This is a genomic window from Gammaproteobacteria bacterium, assembly GCA_022340215.1.
In the GTDB taxonomy this organism is placed as follows: Bacteria; Pseudomonadota; Gammaproteobacteria; order JAJDOJ01; family JAJDOJ01; genus JAJDOJ01.
Genome location: JAJDOJ010000116.1, coordinates 1 through 18,117 on the forward strand (window position 1 = coordinate 1; position 18,117 = coordinate 18,117).

The window sequence follows — 18,117 nt, forward strand, 5'->3', positions numbered from 1 at the left end:
GTTGTGCCGTGGCAAGACGCTGGCTAGGATGCATGGGGCTGGCTCCTCGGGTGATTGCTTTCGTATAGCAACCTTCAGCCTACCATCTGGGCCAGACAGCCCAGAAATTTCCTCGTGGTATCAGACGGTTGGGCTTAAGTCGGTGCCATTCGGTACTGACCCCATTTATCCTCCCTTTCCCGAATCGCCGCACCCACCTGCAACCGGGCACGTGCGGGCTGAAGAAATGTCCCTTGATCTCCCCTGAATCGCGAATCGCGCGGTCGCGCTTGGATTAGAATGAAAACACGTAAACGGGAGAGACGAAACGGGTGAAATTCAGCGTCGAGGAGTTCCGCGCCTGGGACCACAAGTGCGTCACGCTGCTGGGCATGTCCGGTGTGGGCAAGACCTTCCTGTCTGGCCTGCTGCGCCGGCAGGACTGGTTCCACTATTCGGGCGACTACCGCATTGGAACCCGCTATCTGTACGAATCGATCCTGGACCTGATCAAGCAGCAGGCGATGCAGGTACCCTTCCTGCGCGACCTGCTGCGACGGGACTGGATCTCGATTCGTAACAACATCAAGGTGGACGATCTGGGGCCGGTACTCAGTTTCGTCGGCAAGGTCGGCAACCCGGAGATGGGTGGAGTGCCACTCGCAGAGTTCCAGCGGCGCCAGGCGATGTACCGGCAGGCCGAAATCAACGCCATGCACGATGTGCCCGCGTTCGTTTACAAGGCACGCGAGATCTATGGCTACGGGCACTTCGTCAACGACGTGGGTGGAAGCCTCTGCGAACTGGAGGACCCGGGCGTCATCGAGCTGCTGTCCCGCCACACCCTGATCCTCTATATCAAGGTGACGGACGCTGGGCAGGAAAAGGAACTGATCCGCCGTGCGCAGAGCGACCCCAAGCCCCTGTACTACCGGCCGGAGTTTCTGACCGAACAGCTCGGCAATTACCTGGCGGCGAAAGAACTCGAATATGCCGCGCAGATCGATCCCGACGACTTCACCCGCTGGATCTTTCCCCGGCTGTTCCACTCCCGGGTGCCTCGCTACGAGGCGATCGCCGACCCTTACGGATATACGGTGACCTCGGGGGAGGTCGCGGCGGTCCGCAACGAATCCGATTTTCTCGAACTGCTCGAGACCGCGATAGACCGCACACCACGGACCCCGAATTCCGGAAACTGAGATGCCGCTGGTCGCCTACACGGAACTCCCCACCTTCGAGCGGCTGCGCCGCGAGGGGCAGACAGTCCTCGCGGCGGGTCGCGCGCGTCAACAGGAAGTCCGCGCACTCCACGTGGGCCTGCTCAACATGATGCCGGACACCGCGCTGGAGGCCACCGAGCGGCAGTTCTACCGGCTCGTGGGAGAGAGCAACCCCATCGCACAGTTCTACATGCATCCCTTTACCCTGCCGGAACTGCCGCGTGGCCGGCGCGCCAGGGAGCACATCGCGCGCTATTACGAGACCTTCGACAAGATCCGCGAGGACGGCCTGGACGCCCTGATCATCACCGGCGCCAACGTCACACACCCCGATCTCTCGCAGGAGGCGTTTCGCATACCCCTGATCGAGGTCGTCGACTGGGCCGCCGAGCATGTGACCTCGACCCTGTGCTCCTGCCTCGCGACGCATGCGGTCATGCAGTTCCGCTACGGCCAGGCGCGCCGCGCGATGCCCGCCAAGCGCTGGGGGGTGTTCCGGCACTGCGTGGTGGAACGTAGTCATCCGCTGGTTAACGATGTCAACACATCCTTCGACGTGCCGCACTCGCGGTTTAACGACATCAGCCGGTCGCAATTCGAAACCGCCGGTGTCCACGTGCTCGTCGAGAGCGAGGCGGCCGGAGTTCACCTGGCGGTGAGCGAGGACGGATTCTGTACGGTGTTCTTCCAGGGCCACCCGGAGTACGACACCATCAGCCTGCTCAAGGAATACAAGCGCGAGGTGATGCGCTACGCCACAGGCGAGCGTCCCGACCGTCCACCGTTCGTCGACAACCACTTCAGCGAGCTGAACAGGGCGGTCCTGACGGAGTATCTGGACCGGATCGAGAAGGCCCGGAGTGAGGGGGCAGGGCTTCCGCCCTTCCCCGAGCACCTGCTCATCCCAAACCTGCACAACACCTGGCACGACACTGCCGAAGCCATCGTCGGCAACTGGATCGGACTGGTCTACCAGATTACACACCAGGACCGGGAGCTACCCCTGATGGATGACGTCGACCCAGCCGACCCCCTGGGGTGGCTGAGGACGAGATCCGGACACCGAGGCGACTGACGGGTCACCGGAACGGTCATGAAACCGGGTCGGGTTGCGAGGTTCCCCACAACAGCTCGGCAAGTCCCGATTCCCGATGAATCCGCCGGGATACCGCGGCGTCCAGGATGCCGGCCGGGGACCGGATCTCCAGCGACCGTCTCGCCCGGGTGATCGCCGTGTAGAGCAGTTCGCGGGTCAGGAGGCGGTGGTCGGTTTCGGGCAGTACGAGCAGGACGTGGTCGAATTCCGAGCCCTGGCTCTTGTGTATGGTCATCGCCCAGGCGGTCTCGTGCGCCGGCAGGCGCGCCGGTGACACGGGACGGAGACCCTCGGCCATCCGGAACCAGACCATCGGTTCTCCATCGCGTTCCGAATCGGGCAGGCAAATCCCGATGTCGCCGTTGAACAGACCCAGCGCGTAGTCGTTGCGGGTGATCATGACCGGACGGCCCTGGTACCACTCGCCGGCCCCCCGAACCAGGCCCGCCTGGCGTAGCGCCGCCTCCACGGCGGCGTTGACGGCGACCACGCCCGCTGGCCCCGCACGCAGGGCGCAAAGGACCCGGAACCCGTCGAAACCCGCCAGCGCACGCTCCGGATCCCCCTCCGCAACCAGATCCCGGAACGACTCGACATACTGAGATGAAGGGACGGGTTCACGGTTCGAGTGGGGATCGATACGTACCGCCTCGCCATTGTCGTGAAGCGCCTCGGCCACGGCATCCGCACGCCCGGCGTTGACCGCTGCGGCGAGCGCCCCGATCGCGCCGCCCGCGGCGAACCGGTAGCTGTGTCGCAGCAGTACCACGTTGTCCGCGATCCCATTCGGGTCGCGACCGCCCGCGCCGACGTCCTCGCCGGTCAGGCTGGCGATACGCTCGGCCTGTCGCGCGGACCAGGGCATCTCCCCGGCGCGTTCGCAGATGTCCCCCAGCACGCTGCCGGCCTCGACGGAGGCGAGCTGGTCTCGGTCCCCGAGCAGGATAAGGCGGGCATCTTCGCGCAGGGCCTCGACCAGGCGTGTCATGAGAGAAAGGTCCACCATGGACGCCTCGTCGACCACCAGCACGTCGAGGGCCAGCGGGTTGCCGGCGTGGTGCCGGAAACCCGGTCGCCCGGCCCACACGCCGAGCAGGCGGTGGATCGTTACTGCTGCCTCCGGCATCGCCCCGCGGATCGCGGCACCGGTGGACAGCGCCTCCCTGGCCGAGCGGATCGACTCGGTGAGACGCGCCGCGGCCTTTCCGGTGGGCGCCGCCAGGGCCATCCTGAGCGTCTTTCCCCCGGGCTGTTCGAGCAGCAACGCAAGCAGGCGCGCCACCGTGGTGGTCTTCCCCGTGCCCGGTCCGCCCGAGATGACGCAGAGCCGGTTACGCAGGGCGACACCTGCCGCGACCTTCTGCCAGTCCGTGTCCGCTCCCTGAACCCTGGGGAACAGGCGGGACAGCGCTTCGCGGGCGCGGTCTCCGTCCTCCGGCTCGTCCACCACCCTGGAGCGCGCGATCAGATCGAACGCGAGTAACTGTTCGTCCTTCCAGTAGCGGTGGAGATAAAGCCTGCCGCGACCGTCGAACACCAACGGTCGCCAGTCTCCGGGTTTGCCTACCACCGCCGATTCGCAGAGCCTGCCGATCCACGTCTCCAGATCCGGCGCCGTGAAGGGGGAATCGTCCTGCGACGTGAACACGGCAGCGCCCGCATGGCGGCGAATATCCAGGCAGACGTGTCCGGCATCCGTGGCATGACTCGTCAGGCAGGCGGCCAGCGTCACCTCGGGGACGCCGCCCCCGAGCCGGTCTATCAGGCGTGCGAAGCAGGCGTCGATGTCGGTCACCAGGCCGTCTTCGCGCCAGGATTCGATCCGGCTCAGCATAGGGCGGCTTCCTGCCCTGGGCCGAAATACCGGTCCAGGGTATCGATCAAACCGGCGGCCGGTCGGTCCCGGAAGACGCCATTGTCCGGATCGATATCGGGGTCGATCCCGCGCAGGAACAGGTAGGCCACCCCGCCGAAATGCGTCGCGTAGTCGTACCCCGGTATCCGCGCCCTCAGCAAACGGTGTACCGCTACCGTGTAGATGAGGTATTGAAGGTCGTAGTCGTGAGCGGAGATGGCGAGCTCGAGCCGCTCCCGCCGGTAGTCGCCCGGCGTGTCTCCGAGCCAGTTGGACTTGTAGTCCACCACGTAATAGCGTCCGTCACTCTCGAACATCAGGTCGATGAAGCCTTTCATGAAACCGTGCGAGCTAAAACCCGATCCTGAGACCTCCCCCACCGACGCGGCACGAACCAGACGCCGCAGTTCCGTTGCATGAACCGGGGCGATCGGGTAGTGAAACTCCAGCTCGTTAAGACGCTTCCCCAACTCGACGTCCGAGAGTCTCACCCGGCCCTCTCCATCCAGCGGGGCGTCCAGTACCCGCCGGACCATCGCCACCACGGCGGGTCCCCAACGGGAATCGAAGCCATGAGCGACCAGGGTCCGGTCCACCAGCTCGTTCTGTGCCGCGGGGTCGTTGTCCGTGAAATCCGCCAATTCGAAGACCTCGTGCAGGCAGACGCCCGCCCGCGCGCCCCGCGGAAACTCGTAGATCGTTCCCGATCCGGCGCCGCCGGCCCGCTCCCGGGGATAAACGATCCCTGAATCGTAATCAGGCGCCTCCGCGTCGTTCCCGCTTGTCAGCGCCGAAAAGCTCGTGACGACCGGCCCCGGTCGCAAGGTCCGGCCAAATCGTCTTGCCGCCAGTGACGGCAGGGCATCCGCCGAGACCTCGACACCCCGCGCCTTCATCACGCTCTCGACGGGCGCGACGCGAAAGACGCCCGGGTTCTCCGCCGCCAGACGATTCAGTCGCTCCAGGCGCTCGTTCCCGTCGAGCGGCGCGGCCTTCGCGCCAGCTTCGGCAGCGTCGGATATCCCGTTGTCCTGAGGGTGCAGCAACCAACCGAGCGGCGACCGTTCCGCACCCCTGACCGCGCCCCAAACGACGTAGCAGCGATGCACCGCGCGGGTCAGCGCCACGTAGAGCAGACGCAGGTTTTCGGCGAGTTCCTCGCGCGCCACGGCCTGCTCGGCGGCGGGGGAATCCCCGCGCAGATCCAATACCGAGACAGACTCCCGATCCGGGTCGTGGTATACGGTATCGGCGACCCTGTTGCGCAAGGCGCCGTCCCAGACGTAGGGGCAGAAGACAACGGGGTATTGAAGGCCCTTGCTCTTGTGCACGGTTACGAGTTTCACCAGGTTCCCGTCGCTCTCCAGGCGCAGTTGCGCCTCCTCGCCCGCACTCACCTCCCCGGATCGGCGCTCGGCGAGCCACTGCAGCAGGTCGTCGATGCCCCGCCTGTGCCGGGCCTCCACGTGAAGCAATTCGATCAGGTGGCGCAAATTGGTCAACGCCCTCGCCCCGCCGGGCCGGGCGAGCAGGCGCCGGGCCACCCCCTCGGTGCGCAGGATGTCATGCACCATGCGGACGAATCCGGACTGTCGCCAGCGACGGCGCCAGTCCTGGAATGCCGATAACCGTGCCTCCCACCGCCGTGCATCCTGGCGCAGGGCGAACAAATCGTCTCCCGTCATACCGAGCAGGCTGGTGGTCAGGGCCGCGGCGACCCGATCCTCCCGGGCGGGCTCCGCGATCGCGACCAGCAGGCGTTCGAGCGCCAGCGCCTCCTCCGATCGATAGACCGATTCCTGGGACTGCTCGATGCTGGGCACACCGAGCCCGGACAGCGCGGCGCTCATCTGCGCCGCCTGGGAATGGCTGCGAACCAGAACGGCGATATCCCCTCCGCCCAGGGCACGCGGCCCGATGCGGACCTCTCCCCGCCTGCCCGCCTCGATCAGTCTCGCGATCTCGGCCGCGGTCGCCTCCGTGGCGATCCCGACAGCCTCCGCCTTGCTCCACGGCTCGCCGTCCTCCCTCGCGCCCACGAACCAGAAGTGGAAGGCCGCATCGTCCCCGCCGGGATCCGCCATCGTTTCCCGCTCGCGATGGGCCGCGACCGCTTGCGAATAGCCGATGTCCTTCAGGACGAAGGGGTCGTCGACCGCACCGAACAAGGTGTTGACGGCGTCGATGAGGCCCGGCGAGGAACGCCAGTTCTCCCGCAGGGTGTAGCTTCGACTGACGTCATTCCGCCCTTGCAGATAGGCGAAGACATCCGCCCCCCGAAAGCTGTAGATGGCCTGCTTGGGGTCCCCGACCAGAAACACCGGTGCGTCCGTCCCGCCCCAGATCCTGCGAAAGATCCCGTACTGGATCGGGTCGGTGTCCTGGAACTCGTCGATGAGCGCTGCCCCGAAACGCCGTCGGAGCGTGGCAGCCAGGGTCTCGCCACCCTCGTCCTCGAGCGCGGTCTGAAGCCCGATGAGCAGGTCGTTGAAGGATTGCTGACCCAGCGCTTGCTTGCGCTTTGACATCGCGTCGTCGACATACTGGATCAGCCCGGCGCGCAGGTGCGCCAGACGTGAATCGTACGCCACTGCGAGCGCTTCCGCGGCGGCCTGCAACGTCTCGCAGGCATCGAAAAACGGATGCACAGGCGGCTCCTGCCCCTTTTTCAGGGATTCGCCGATCACGCTTGACGTAAACTTCGGAAACGATTTCGGGATGCGGACACCCGGAACCGAGGTATTGAGATAGATGCCGAGTTCCGCGGCCCAGCCGGGTATGCTCTTCTTGCGGTACCTGCCCCCGTGCAGAGCCGTCGAGTTCAGCAGCAGGTCCACCACCTCGTCTGCCGAGGATTCCCACAGACCTCGAGCCGACGCATAGGCCTCGAGGAAGGAACGCTCTGCGTCTTCGCCGGAAACGATCTCGGGGGTTCGAACCTCGAGGTAGGGCCTTGCGACAAACGACCGCACCCAGCCGAGCATCGACTCCGGTTCCAGCGCCCGCGCGTAGGCTACGAATGTCCCGGGGGCGTTGTAGAATTCCCGCCGGTAGAAATCGCGCACGGTCTCCAGCAGCAGCTCGGACTCGTCCGGCAGCAACTCCAGCTCAAACGCCGCACCGCTCTCGAAGGCGTGGTCGGCCAGCGCCCGCTGGCAGAAGCCATGAATGGTGTAGACCGCGGCCAGGTCGAACTCCAGCATCGCGATCTCGATACGACGGGCGCAGATCTCCCGATCCAAGTCGAGTGCGAGCAGATCCCTGAGAAACGGGTTACCGCCGTGCCGCCCCGAGCGAAGCGCCTTGAGGGCCTCACCCAGGGCGCGCCGGATCCGGTCGCGCAGTTCCGCGGTCGCCGCGTTCGTGTAGGTGACGACCAGTATCCGGTCCACCGACCAGGGGCCCTCGGCGATCATGCGCACATAGAGCCCGGTGATGGTGTAGGTTTTGCCCGTCCCGGCGCTGGCCTCCACCAGACTGCTGCCGGCCATGGGTGCGTCGAAGATACGCAGGGACTGCATGGAATCGAGCACGCTCATGGTACCCTCTCCGTGTGATCGAGGATCGGTCCGAATATATCCCGTGCCAGTTCAGCGAACTGCGCATCCAGCGGGTCCGTCCCGGCGAAGACGAGTCGGTAGTAGGGATTGTCGGACTCCGGCCGCGAATAGGGCGGGTTTCCGTCCCAGACCCTGCGCGCGGCGTCCAGCGGGTCCCGCTTTTCTCCTGCCGAAGCGAAGGCCAGTGCGCTGTTTGGGAAAAAGCGCAGCGGCTTCCTCATGCCCGCCTCGAAAATGCCCAGCAGGGAGGAAAGTTGCGGGAGGGCATCCTCGACGGGTCGTGCGGTGAGCGTCCCGTCCTCCCCCACGAAGCGGCTCTCCCTGCCGGCCCCGGCGGGTCTGGCGGCGTTGATCGACAGGTGACGCAGCCATAGCCGGAGATAGTGGCGCGCACCGGTGGTGACGGGCTGCCAGTCGGTATGCCCTCCGGGGCCAACCCCCGTGATACGTCCAAAGACCTCGTGCTTTCCGATCTCGAGCGAGATATCGGCATATCCGTCGATCTCGTCGCGCCACGGCTCGATCCTCGGCAGGATCGCCTTCACCAGGGAGACCTGCGAGTCGAATTCGACCCGCCCGACGCTGCCGTGGGGCAGCAGACCCCTCGACCGGCACAGGGAGAATGTCTCCTCCGGGGGCGTGCCGCGCAGCAAGTGGGAAACCAACTCCCGTCTCACCGCGTCCTGGTCGAACCAGTCGAGCCGGAACCGCTCGGCGTTCTCCACCGTGGCATCCTTCTCGTCGAGCAGGATACCGAGCCGGCGGCGAACCACAAAGCGCACCGGGTTGACGAGGAACGCTTCGAGGTCTGCCAGGGGAATCCGGCGCCGGTCGATGCCTTCCTCCTGCTCCGGCAGATCAACGTCAAGGAAAGGGCGCGGTGCGACCGGCTGCAGGGCAGCCCGGGCGGCCTCCGCCAGGGATCGGTTGTAACTGAAGTCGCCGGTGCCGGCGGCGAAGTACTTCGTGCTGAAGGGCTGCAGCGGGTGAACCGTGGCGATCGCATCTGCCGGGGCCTCACCGCTGGTGGTGACGAACCCCCTGTCAACCGATTCCATGAGTTCGCTGACCAGGCTCGAGGGCGGCAGCACGGAGTCGTCACGAACGCTTCGCCCCGTGTAGCTCAGATACAGCCGATCGCGCGCGGACAGCAGGGTTTCCAGAAACAGATAGCGGTCGTCGTCGCGCCTCGAGCGGTCGCCCCTTCGATGGTCGTCCTTCATCAGGTCGAAATCGAACCCCCGCCGGACAAGCGGAAACGCGCCATCGTTCATCCCCAGAACACAGACGACCCGTCTAGGAATGCCGCGCATGACTGCCAGACCGCCGAACGAGACCCCGCCCGAGAACGCACCTGCGATTCCTGCGGGACCATCGAGTTGCCGGCGGATCGCGGCACGCATGACCGCCAGCGGCAGAGGGGCGCCGTACCCGGCGCCCTGCGCCTGCGCCCCCACCGCGTCCAGGGCCTCGCGCAGGGCCCGCAGCCCGGCTTCCTCGGCATCGTCCGGCGCGAAGAATTCATCGAGGAGTTGACGGAACACGCCGAGCCAGGCCGACACGGGCCGATCCTGAGCGAGGCGCGGACGCAGTTCGAACAGCGCCTCGGCGAATCGGCACAACCGGCCCGCAGTCAATCCGCCTGCGCCCTCGACCGCTGCGGCGGGGAGGATCCCGGCAAACGGCGTCTCGCCCTCCCCGCCCATCGCATGGCCGAGCACCAGACGATCCAGGCCTGCCCGCCAGGTGTTGTCGGGAAGCTCGGGGAGTCCTTCAGCCGCGCGGAAACCGGCGTCCACCCCCCAGCGAATAGCCGCTTCCCGGACCAGTTCGTGGACGCGCTCGAGATCGGCGTCCTCCAGCCCGAAACGACGCCGGAGCGCCGGTCCGTCGAGCAGACCCATCACACTATCGGCCCCGAACCGCCCCATGGAAACGTCCAGCAGGACATCGAATGCCGCAACGAGCGCGTGGTCCCCGCGCGTCTGCGTCGAACCCAGACCGAAGGGGATGCGCCGCTCGGGCTCCGCACCGCCGAACACGGTCTCGACGAACGGGGCATAGGCCGCGATGTCCGGCACCAGGACGGCGACATCCGCCGGGGCAAGCCCGGCGTCTTCGTCGAACATCGCCAGCAACCGATCGTGCAGCACCTCGACTTCGCGCATCGGGCCATGGCAGACATGAACTTGCAGCGACCGGTCATCCTCCACCAGAGTCAAAGCAGGCCAGTCGTCGCTACCACGATTCCGCAGGTTCAGGATATCGCTCTGCAGCGCACTCAGCAGGTTACCGGTGCCCGGGTCCCGATAATCCGCGACTTCCACAGCAGGCAGGTCCTGGAGCGCGTCGATGTACTCCGCACCCTGCCCGCCCAGGGAAGCGAGCAGGCCGTTGCCGGTCTCGAAACAGGAGGCCTCCGGATCGCCCGACCCGGCACGCCTGGCCAGGGTGCGTTTCGAGACGATCTCGGACCAGTATTCCCGGCACGGATTGACGACGTAAAGTTCAACCCGGCAATCCGCCGGGAGCCGCGCGAGGACGTCCAGGTAGCCCGGCGACAGGGTCGGCAGTCCGAACAGGGAAATCCGCCGGGGCAGTCTCGCGGGGGCCGGCACCGAATCGATAAAACGCTCCCAGGCTTCGACCCAGTGAGGACTGCCCGTCGCCGACGCCAGCGATCGCCAGAGCCGCCCCTGCCAGCCTGCGTGCGGGGCCTCGAGTCCCTCGAGGGCCCTCCCCGCCTCCCAGGCCCGAATCCAGTCAGGCCGGTATACCAGGTACTGGTCGAACGTCTCGGCCAGCCGCACGGCCAGTTCATAGCGCCGGGTTTCGTCCCCGCCGGTCAGCCAGTTTCGGACCGGCGCGAACTCTGCCCGGTGTTGCAGCTCGTCCAGGGTCGACATGATGCGCCATGCCATCACCGCCGGCTGGTGACCGTTCTCCTCAGGCAGTTCCGGAAGACTGGTCCGAAACACGTCCCAGATGAACCCCCCCGGGAGCGGAAACCGGACATTGGCACAGATGCCCATGTGTTCGGCGAACCACAGGGTCAGCCAGCGTGCCGTTGCGGGTCCCTGTACGACCACGACTTCGGGCTCGAGCACGCCGACCGGATCCGTGGCGATGCGTTCGACGAGCATGCCGGCGAGCGACTCGAGACGGTTGGCGTAGCGGATGTGGATCACCGGACGGTTACCGCCCTCGTCCGGGGGGAACAGACCCGTACGCACGCGTGTCGTGCATCGGGTCGCGGCGCGGGGACCCGGTTCGCCACTCCGATCGGCTCATCGTACCGGGCTGTATTCGAACATCTCTTTTCCTGCCTCGTCCACCAGAATCCTCACGCCCCGATCCGGGTAAACCAGCTGCACCTGTCCCCTGTCCGGATTCGCTGTCGAGGCGGGCTCGCCGAAGCGGGCTCTCATGAATGCCTCATCCAGGCCGCCGTACTCCGGTAGGTAGGTAATGCTGGCAACCGGCCGGTCCGCCAGGTCGTCCCAGATCGCCGCCGGCAGCGTCAGCCGGGTCGCGCCGCTGGGCTGGGCCTCCCGCTCCCGCGCCCTGCGCGTCAGGTCCTCCATCAACGCCGGATCCGCATCCAGGTTGACGATCACGCGCGCATCCATTCGACCGAGCGTGACCCGCCCGAAATAGGCCTCCAGGGATCGTGGGCCTGCATCGGTGGCGAATACTGCAATGGACTCGGGCGGCCCGAACTTTGCCGCAGCATCCTGAAATACCGCCTCGCCGAGATGCAGGCCGAAAACGCTCGTCGAGCCGTCATCGTGCTGCTCAATCTGCCAGGGCAGGTCGGTGAGAGTTTCCGTCCGCGCCGGTGATCGCGAGAGGGTCCACCAGGAAAGCGATACAACCATCAGAAGGATCAGTACGGTGACGAGGGATGTCGTGGAAATTTTCACGGATTTGCGTGATGGAATCGTGCGTTTTGGATCATTTTAGGCGTTTCATTGGGGCAAATGTCCCGCGGAAACCGGTTGCGACCTGATTCGCAGACAGAAACGGGACAATCGGGTAAGTTTATCCCATCGATTCATCTCCAGATGGCTTCAGTTATGGGTAATGTCGAGGAACGACGCAGCCACGAGCGCAAGAACCTTCCGGTCAACAGCGTACTGGTGTACTACCGGGGAATGCGCGTGCATCGATGCGCCGCGAGTGATGTCAGCTTGCGCGGGGTCTTTCTCCGTTCGCCGAGTTTTCCGGTGAATATCGGCGCGAAACTTTCGCTCGTTTTTGTCTTTCAGCAGGGAAACGTGATCCAGACCTACCGCAAGAACGCCATCATCGTACGCATGTCGCGGGAGGGTGTCGGGGTGAGTTTTCTCTCCAGCGGAAACCGTACTAACCGTAACAAGGACTCAATGCGAGAGACATAACCCCGAGTCAAGGAAGGTCATCTGTTGTCACAAGCCCACGTGACGTCGTCCACCCCTACCCGCCGGGATTCAATGCCACGCATCTCGACCTGGTCCGCACTCAGGGTCGCCCGGAGGACTGGCGCCTGATCGAACGTTTCCCCTTGCTACCGAAGTGATACCCCTCAGCGCCGCCAGGCGATGGTAGCGGGCGACCGAGAAAAAGCCCGTCCGTTTCTATGGCGTCACCCGGGCCAGGTCTTCGGGCGTCCCGATGTCGACACAGTTTCCTCCCTGGAACACGACGCCCTCGACCCGCATCCCCTTGGCCATCGCGGCGCGTATCACGTCACCCACATAGGGCTCGCGAGGCGAATCCGGGTCCGGGTACCGGCCACCCGCCACCGCCGCCAGGACCGATCCCAGGTAGTCGTGCATGAATCGCGTGAACTCGGGCGACCAGACCGCCAGGACCCACGTCAGGGTCAGGGTGGTCGTTTCCGGCTTGATGACGATGTTCCGAACCCGGCCATCCGCATCGATGTCGACCATGTCCATCCTGCTCGGGTCATCAGCCGGGAACAATCCGAGCACGACCTCCGCGCTTCCGTCGCGGGCGCGGCGCAGCAGGGCGCCGAAGGCATCTCTGGGATGATAGAGGATATCCGGGAACCCGAGGAGCACCGTCCCGTTGCCGATCAGTGGCGATGCCTGATCGAGGGTATAGGGTATCCCGGGGGTCGCGTCCGTTACCAGGTATGTCAGCCGCAGGCCGAAACGGTCACCATTTCCGAGGACCTCGGGTATGTCCCACTTTCCCCTACGCAGGATGACGAACGCGCGCCGTACACCGGCGGCCGACAGGCTATCGAGCAGATACTCGCAGACCGGTCGCGCCTCGACATCGTCAGGGCCCAAACGCACGGGCAGGATCTCCTTGCTGGCGGCCGGCCGTCCAAGTCGCCTGGCAAGACCCGCGGCGGGGATCAGGGCGACCGGATCTGCGGCGCCGCTCACGACCCGTTAACCGAAAGGATTGCGAATGAAGATGTTCTCGCTGCGCTCCGGTCCGGTGGATACCATGTCAACCGGAACGCCGAGCACTTCCCCGATAGTTTGCAGGTAATCTCGGGCCTTAGCCGGGAGGTCTTCCAGACGCCGCGCACCCACGGTCGACTCCCGCCACCCCGGGACTTCGGTATAGACCGCCTCGCAGGCTGCCAGGGACTCCGTACCGACCGGGGGCACCTGGTGCTCGACCCCGTTGCACCGGTATCCCAGGCACAGCCGGATCGTTTCCAGACCGTCCAGCACGTCGAGTTTGGTAACGCACAAACCGGTAACGCTGTTGATTTGAACAGCGCGGCGCAGCGCGACCACATCGAGCCACCCGCATCGCCTGGGCCTTCCGGTCGTGGCCCCGAACTCGTGACCCCGCGTCGCAAGGTGTTCGCCGATCTCGTCGAACAGCTCCGTCGGAAACGGACCGGCGCCAACGCGGGTGGTATAGGCCTTGGTGATCCCGAGGATATAGTCGAGATCGTGCGGACCCACACCGCTGCCCGTGCATACGCCACCCGCCGTGGTGTTCGAGGAGGTGACGAAGGGGTAGGTCCCGTGATCGATATCGAGCAGCGTGCCCTGCGCCCCCTCGAACAGGACGCTGGCCCCTTCCTCTCGCAGCTCGTGCAACCGCTGCGGTACGTCCGCGATCAGAGGTTCGAGCTCGTCCACCATCGCCAGAGCGCCGTCCAGGATCTCCTGAAAGTCCGCCGTCTCGGCCTTGAAATAATGCTTGAGCACGAAATTGTGATAATCCAGGACCTCGCCGAGCTGTTCGGCGAACCGTTCGCGGTGAAGCAAATCCCCCATGCGCAGCCCGCGCCGAGAGACCTTGTCCTCGTAGGCCGGTCCGATTCCACGTCCGGTCGTGCCGATTGCCGCCTTGCCGCGCGCCACCTCGCGAGCGTGATCCAGCATGACGTGATAAGGGAGAATCAGTGGACAGGCCTCCGAGATGCGCAGCCTCTCCCGCGCCGGAGCGCCCCGCTCCTCCAGCATTCGCATCTCTTCGAGCAGGGCATCCGGGGCCAGCACCACACCGTTGCCGATCAGGCACTCCACCCCATCCCGCAGGATTCCAGAGGGAATCAGGTGCAGTACGGTCTTCTCTCCGTCGATGACCAGGGTGTGCCCGGCATTGTGCCCGCCCTGAAACCGGACCACCGCCCGCGCATTCTCCGTCAACAGGTCGACGATCTTGCCCTTGCCTTCGTCACCCCATTGGGTGCCCAGTACGACTACGCTCTTGCCCATAGCTACTCGATTTCCTTCGCAAACCATTCATCGCCGCGGTTCGCCAGTTCGCGATCGCAGCCCATTTCCCTGGCCGTCGCGGCCTGGCCTTCCAGCTCGCAGATCACGCGCGCTCCGTCGCGACGCAGCGCCGCGATGGTTCCAGCGGCGGCCGCCACGTCCCCGGTACGGACGAACACCCCGCGACGAACCCCGTCCCCGTCCGCATCGGACAGTGCGCAAAGCGTCTTCAGGTCGGTACTGAAACCGTTGGCGGGACGCGCCCGCCCGAATGCCGCACCGATGTCGTCGTAGCGCCCACCCCGGGCGACCTCGTATCCGATACCGGGCTGATACGCGGCGAACACCACGCCCGTGTGGTAGTGGTAACCACGCAACTCGGCGAGATCGAAATGCAGATCCACATTGGTTCGCCTGTCGCGCAATCCCCCGGCGAGTCGCTCCAGATGGTCGATGATCTCCAGCACCGGCCGGCCGCCCCCCCGGAGAACGCGCCTTGCCTCGTCCAGCACCTCGTCGCCACCATCCAGCGAGGCGAGCGAAACCAGCATCTCCCGAAGTCCGGCCGGCAGCTTCAGTCCCCCAAGGGTTTCCTCCAACTCCGGGCAGGCCTTGCGCTGCAGCAGATCGAAGAGTACATACTCGTCGCGAACCTCGAGTCCGGCCTGGCGAATCAGGTTCCTGAAGATGCCGACATGTCCGAGGTCCATGTAGATGTCTCTGAGCCCTGCGGCCTCCAGGGTCTCCAGCATCAGGCCGATGATCTCCAGGTCGCTGTCCAGACCCGTGTGTCCATACAGTTCGGCGCCCACCTGCATCGGACTGCGTGTCCCCCCGGCGCTGTCCGGGCGGGTACGAAGCACGGTGCCGAGGTAGCACAGACGCGCGGGCGCGTCCCGCTGCAGCACGTGCGCATCGATGCGCGCGACCTGCGGTGTCATGTCAGCCCTGACACCCATCATGCGGCCGTTGATCTGGTCGGTCAGCTTGAATGTCTGTAGATCGAGATCGCTGCTGGTGCCTATCAGCAGCGACTCCAGGTACTCGATGAAGGGGGTAAGGACCAGTTCGTAACCCCAGGCGTGATACAGGTCGAGCAGCTTGCGCCGCAGCCGTTCCAGTCTCCTGGCCTGCTCGGGCAGAGACTCCTCGATGCCTTCCGGCAACAGCCAGCGTTCGCCCGGGATCATTTCGACGTCAGGACCGCACGAACCAGAGCAGCAGCGCGCCCCCGACCATGCTGGCCAGACCGACGACACGCAGGCTGTTGTCCGGCATGCGGGAAACCTGCTCCATGGTGCTGCGTATGGTCCGCGGGCTGAGAAACGGCATCAGGCCCTCGATGACCAGCATCAACGCAACTGCCGCCAGCAGATCATCCCACATCGCAGGTCATCGGAGACACCAGCCGTCGCGAAGCTTCAGGGGGTCGGCTTGCCACCTGACAAGCTGTTGAAATAGCGGAAGAAATCAGAATCCGGTTCCAACACCAGCATGTCGCTCCGATCATTGAAGGTCGAGGTGTACGCGTTGAGACTGCGTGTAAAGGCGTAGAATTCCGGATTGGCGTTGTACGCTTTCGCATAGATCTCCGCGGATTTGGCGTCACCGTCACCCCGTATCAGTTCGGCGTCACGATAGGCGTTTGCCAGAATCACGGTCCGTTCCCTGTCCGCCGTGGCTCGAATACGTTCGGAGGATTCCATACCGCGCGCCCTGAATTCCCGGGCGACCCGCTCACGCTCGGACCGCATACGCTCGTAGACCGAGGCGCTGACCTTGTCGGGGAGGTCGATCCGGCTGATGCGCACGTCCACCACCGCGATACCGAGATCCTTGGCCACGGTATTGGCGCTGTCCTGAAGGATCTCCATGATTTCCCCGCGCTCGCCGGAGACCGCCTGCTTAATGGTGCGCTTGCCGAACTCGTTGCGCAATCGGTCCTTGATGATCTGGGCGAGCCGGGCCATCGCGTTTCGTTCCTCACCCCGGGTCGATCGGTAGTACTGGGCCGTGTCGAGGATGCGCCATTTGACGAAGAAATCGACCGTTACGTTCTTCTTCTCGCTGGTGAGGAAGCTCTCCGGTTGAGCGTCCAGCGTCAGGATCCGGGCATCGAACAACAGGACATTGTTGATAAACGGCATCTTGAAGTGCAGTCCCGGACCGATGTTGGCGTTCTGGATCTCGCCGAGTCTCAGCAGCAGGCCCTTTTCACGCTGGTCCACGGTGTAGATGGACAGGAGCAGGACGATGCCCAGAATGACCGCCAGGATGCCGTAGCGTTTGAAATTCATGATCAGCGCCCCTCCCTGATGGTTGTCCGGCCCGGCCGGGTCGAACCACTCGGAACCATACCCTGGGCAGGATCGCTAGCCCTCGTGGCGTCACTCGATGCGCCACCCACGGCGCCGGCATTCATCAGTCGCTCCAGGGGAAGATAAAGCAGGTTGTTTCCGTCCTTGACATCCACCATCACCTTGCTCGTCTCGGCCATCACGGACTCGATCGCGTCCAGATAGAGGCGTTCGCGCGTGACTTCCGGCGCCTTGTTGTATTCGGTCAGCAACTTGGTAAACCGCGCCGCGCGACCCTCGGAGTGTGCAACCACACGGTCCCTGTAGGCATCGGCCTCCTGCTCGACCCGCGCCGCCTCACCACGCGCCTGCGGGATGATGCCGTTGGCGTAGGCTTCGGCCTGGTTGCGGAACTTCACCTCGTCCTCACGCGACTTGATGGCATCGTTGAACGCGTCCTGCACCTGTTCCGGCGGCTGAGCCTGCTGCATATTGACCGTCGTCACCTGCAGGCCCGTGTGATAGTCGTCGAGCGTTTCCTGCATGATCTTCATCGTCCGCTGTGCGATGTCGGCACGGCCCTCGGCGAGTATGTAGTCCATCTTGCTCTTGCCCACGACCTCGCGCAGCGCACTTTCCATCACCTGTCGCAGGGTGGCGTCGGGCAGCCTTACCTGGAAAATGTAGTCTTCCGGCTGACTGACCAGATACTGCGCGGCCAGATCCACGGCGACGATGTTCTCGTCCTGGGTCAGCATCGTGGCGTTGTGCTGCGCACTGCGGATCTCGCTGACGTTGACGATTTCAACGGTCTCCACAGGGTAGGGAATGTGCCAGTGGGGCCCCGGTCCGGTCGTGGACTGAAAGGCGCCAAACCTGAGCTCCACCCCGGCCTCGCCCGGATCGACGATGTAGATCCCGGAACCAAGCCAGACGACAAGAACGACCGCCCCAATCAGAAGGGCGCCGATCGACATCCCCCTGCCACCGCCGCTGCTGCCGCTGGCGCCGCCAGACCGACCACCGGACTTGCCGCCGAAAAGGCCGCCAAAACGGTCGGTCAACTTACGCAGCAACTCGTCCAGATCCGGTGGCCCCTGCTGATTCGTGGGCTTCTGGCTCCAGGGATCCTTGCCACCACCGGGTTCGTTCCAGGGCATAACAATCTCCAAGTACAGGTCGACTTTGTCTGTTGGTCGGTGCACGAAAGCGCGGCATTGTAGCCCGGTTGGGGGCCAAATTCACCCGCGATGACCGTCGGGTCTCTGCTTAGGCGATTTCTGTCAAATGACATACCACCCTGCTTGTCTTTTCGTCCGTCCTCTGTGTTGCGACAACCGTTGCATAGTTCGACTATGCGCCGGTTGTCGCGCCTGGATGACGAACGATCCCGGCGCGGCGCTGTCCCTGCT

General features: G+C 64.8%; 13 protein-coding genes. 3 read left to right on the plus strand and 10 right to left on the minus strand.

The window, feature by feature from the left end:
* Positions 1 to 311: 311 nt before the first annotated feature.
* Together LJE91_08350 and LJE91_08355 are read left to right on the plus strand one after the other, a co-directional pair.
* Complete coding sequence (locus LJE91_08350; protein ID MCG6868723.1) at positions 312 to 1,181, plus strand: ATPase; 870 nt, start codon at positions 312 to 314, stop codon at positions 1,179 to 1,181.
* 1 nt (position 1,182) lies between these two features.
* On the plus strand, positions 1,183 to 2,277 hold the full coding sequence (locus LJE91_08355; GenBank protein ID MCG6868724.1) for a homoserine O-succinyltransferase: 1,095 nt from the start codon (positions 1,183 to 1,185) through the stop codon (positions 2,275 to 2,277).
* 16 nt (positions 2,278 to 2,293) lie between these two features.
* On the opposite strand, the gene recD is transcribed toward LJE91_08355, so the two are convergent.
* Genes recD through LJE91_08375 form a run of 4 tightly spaced genes read right to left on the minus strand, consistent with a single transcriptional unit; the run spans position 2,294 to position 11,636 of the window.
* Positions 2,294 to 4,132, minus strand: coding sequence for an exodeoxyribonuclease V subunit alpha (gene recD, locus LJE91_08360; GenBank protein MCG6868725.1), 1,839 nt, complete (start codon positions 4,130 to 4,132; stop codon positions 2,294 to 2,296).
* A complete protein-coding gene (recB, locus tag LJE91_08365) occupies positions 4,126 to 7,692 on the minus strand; it encodes an exodeoxyribonuclease V subunit beta (protein ID MCG6868726.1) in 3,567 nt (1,188 codons plus the stop codon). The genes recD and recB overlap by 7 nt, the downstream gene beginning before the upstream one ends.
* A complete protein-coding gene (gene recC / locus LJE91_08370; protein ID MCG6868727.1) occupies positions 7,689 to 10,946 on the minus strand; it encodes an exodeoxyribonuclease V subunit gamma in 3,258 nt (1,085 codons plus the stop codon). The genes recB and recC overlap by 4 nt, the downstream gene beginning before the upstream one ends.
* A 54-nt stretch (positions 10,947 to 11,000) precedes the next feature.
* Entirely contained in the window at positions 11,001 to 11,636 is a 636-nt protein-coding gene (locus tag LJE91_08375; protein ID MCG6868728.1) for a hypothetical protein, read from the minus strand.
* Positions 11,637 to 11,777: 141 nt separating this feature from the next.
* On the opposite strand from LJE91_08375, the gene LJE91_08380 reads away from it, so the two are divergent.
* Positions 11,778 to 12,113 (plus strand): PilZ domain-containing protein, encoded by a 336-nt coding sequence (locus LJE91_08380; protein MCG6868729.1) that lies wholly within the window; start codon positions 11,778 to 11,780, stop codon positions 12,111 to 12,113.
* Positions 12,114 to 12,329: 216 nt separating this feature from the next.
* On the opposite strand, the gene LJE91_08385 is transcribed toward LJE91_08380, so the two are convergent.
* From LJE91_08385 to hflK, 6 genes are read right to left on the minus strand one after another with little or no spacing between them, the layout of a single operon-like run.
* Entirely contained in the window at positions 12,330 to 13,109 is a 780-nt protein-coding gene (locus tag LJE91_08385) for a dTDP-glucose pyrophosphorylase (protein MCG6868730.1), read from the minus strand.
* Positions 13,110 to 13,115: 6 nt separating this feature from the next.
* Positions 13,116 to 14,408: an adenylosuccinate synthase gene (locus tag LJE91_08390; protein MCG6868731.1), complete on the minus strand. Its 1,293-nt coding sequence runs from the start codon at positions 14,406 to 14,408 to the stop codon at positions 13,116 to 13,118.
* A gap of 2 nt (positions 14,409 to 14,410) precedes the next feature.
* Positions 14,411 to 15,598, minus strand: coding sequence for an ATP phosphoribosyltransferase regulatory subunit (locus tag LJE91_08395; GenBank protein MCG6868732.1), 1,188 nt, complete (start codon positions 15,596 to 15,598; stop codon positions 14,411 to 14,413).
* Positions 15,599 to 15,605: 7 nt separating this feature from the next.
* Entirely contained in the window at positions 15,606 to 15,794 is a 189-nt protein-coding gene (locus LJE91_08400; GenBank protein ID MCG6868733.1) for a DUF2065 domain-containing protein, read from the minus strand.
* Positions 15,795 to 15,829: 35 nt separating this feature from the next.
* Complete coding sequence (hflC, locus tag LJE91_08405) at positions 15,830 to 16,705, minus strand: protease modulator HflC (protein MCG6868734.1); 876 nt, start codon at positions 16,703 to 16,705, stop codon at positions 15,830 to 15,832.
* 2 nt (positions 16,706 to 16,707) lie between these two features.
* Entirely contained in the window at positions 16,708 to 17,865 is a 1,158-nt protein-coding gene (gene hflK / locus LJE91_08410; GenBank protein ID MCG6868735.1) for an FtsH protease activity modulator HflK, read from the minus strand.
* Positions 17,866 to 18,117 lie beyond the last annotated feature (252 nt).

What these genes read in the sequence shown, in the direction of transcription:
- LJE91_08355 (MCG6868724.1), top strand. Translation starts at nt 1,183, where the DNA reads ATGCCGCTGGTCGCCTACACGGAACTCCCCACCTTCGAGCGGCTGCGC.
- recD (MCG6868725.1), bottom strand. Translation starts at nt 4,132, where the DNA reads ATGCTGAGCCGGATCGAATCCTGGCGCGAAGACGGCCTGGTGACCGAC.
- recB (MCG6868726.1), bottom strand. Translation starts at nt 7,692, where the DNA reads ATGAGCGTGCTCGATTCCATGCAGTCCCTGCGTATCTTCGACGCACCC.
- LJE91_08380 (MCG6868729.1), top strand. Translation starts at nt 11,778, where the DNA reads ATGGCTTCAGTTATGGGTAATGTCGAGGAACGACGCAGCCACGAGCGC.
- LJE91_08390 (MCG6868731.1), bottom strand. Translation starts at nt 14,408, where the DNA reads ATGGGCAAGAGCGTAGTCGTACTGGGCACCCAATGGGGTGACGAAGGC.
- LJE91_08395 (MCG6868732.1), bottom strand. Translation starts at nt 15,598, where the DNA reads ATGATCCCGGGCGAACGCTGGCTGTTGCCGGAAGGCATCGAGGAGTCT.
- LJE91_08400 (MCG6868733.1), bottom strand. Translation starts at nt 15,794, where the DNA reads ATGTGGGATGATCTGCTGGCGGCAGTTGCGTTGATGCTGGTCATCGAG.
- hflC (MCG6868734.1), bottom strand. Translation starts at nt 16,705, where the DNA reads ATGAATTTCAAACGCTACGGCATCCTGGCGGTCATTCTGGGCATCGTC.
- hflK (MCG6868735.1), bottom strand. Translation starts at nt 17,865, where the DNA reads ATGCCCTGGAACGAACCCGGTGGTGGCAAGGATCCCTGGAGCCAGAAG.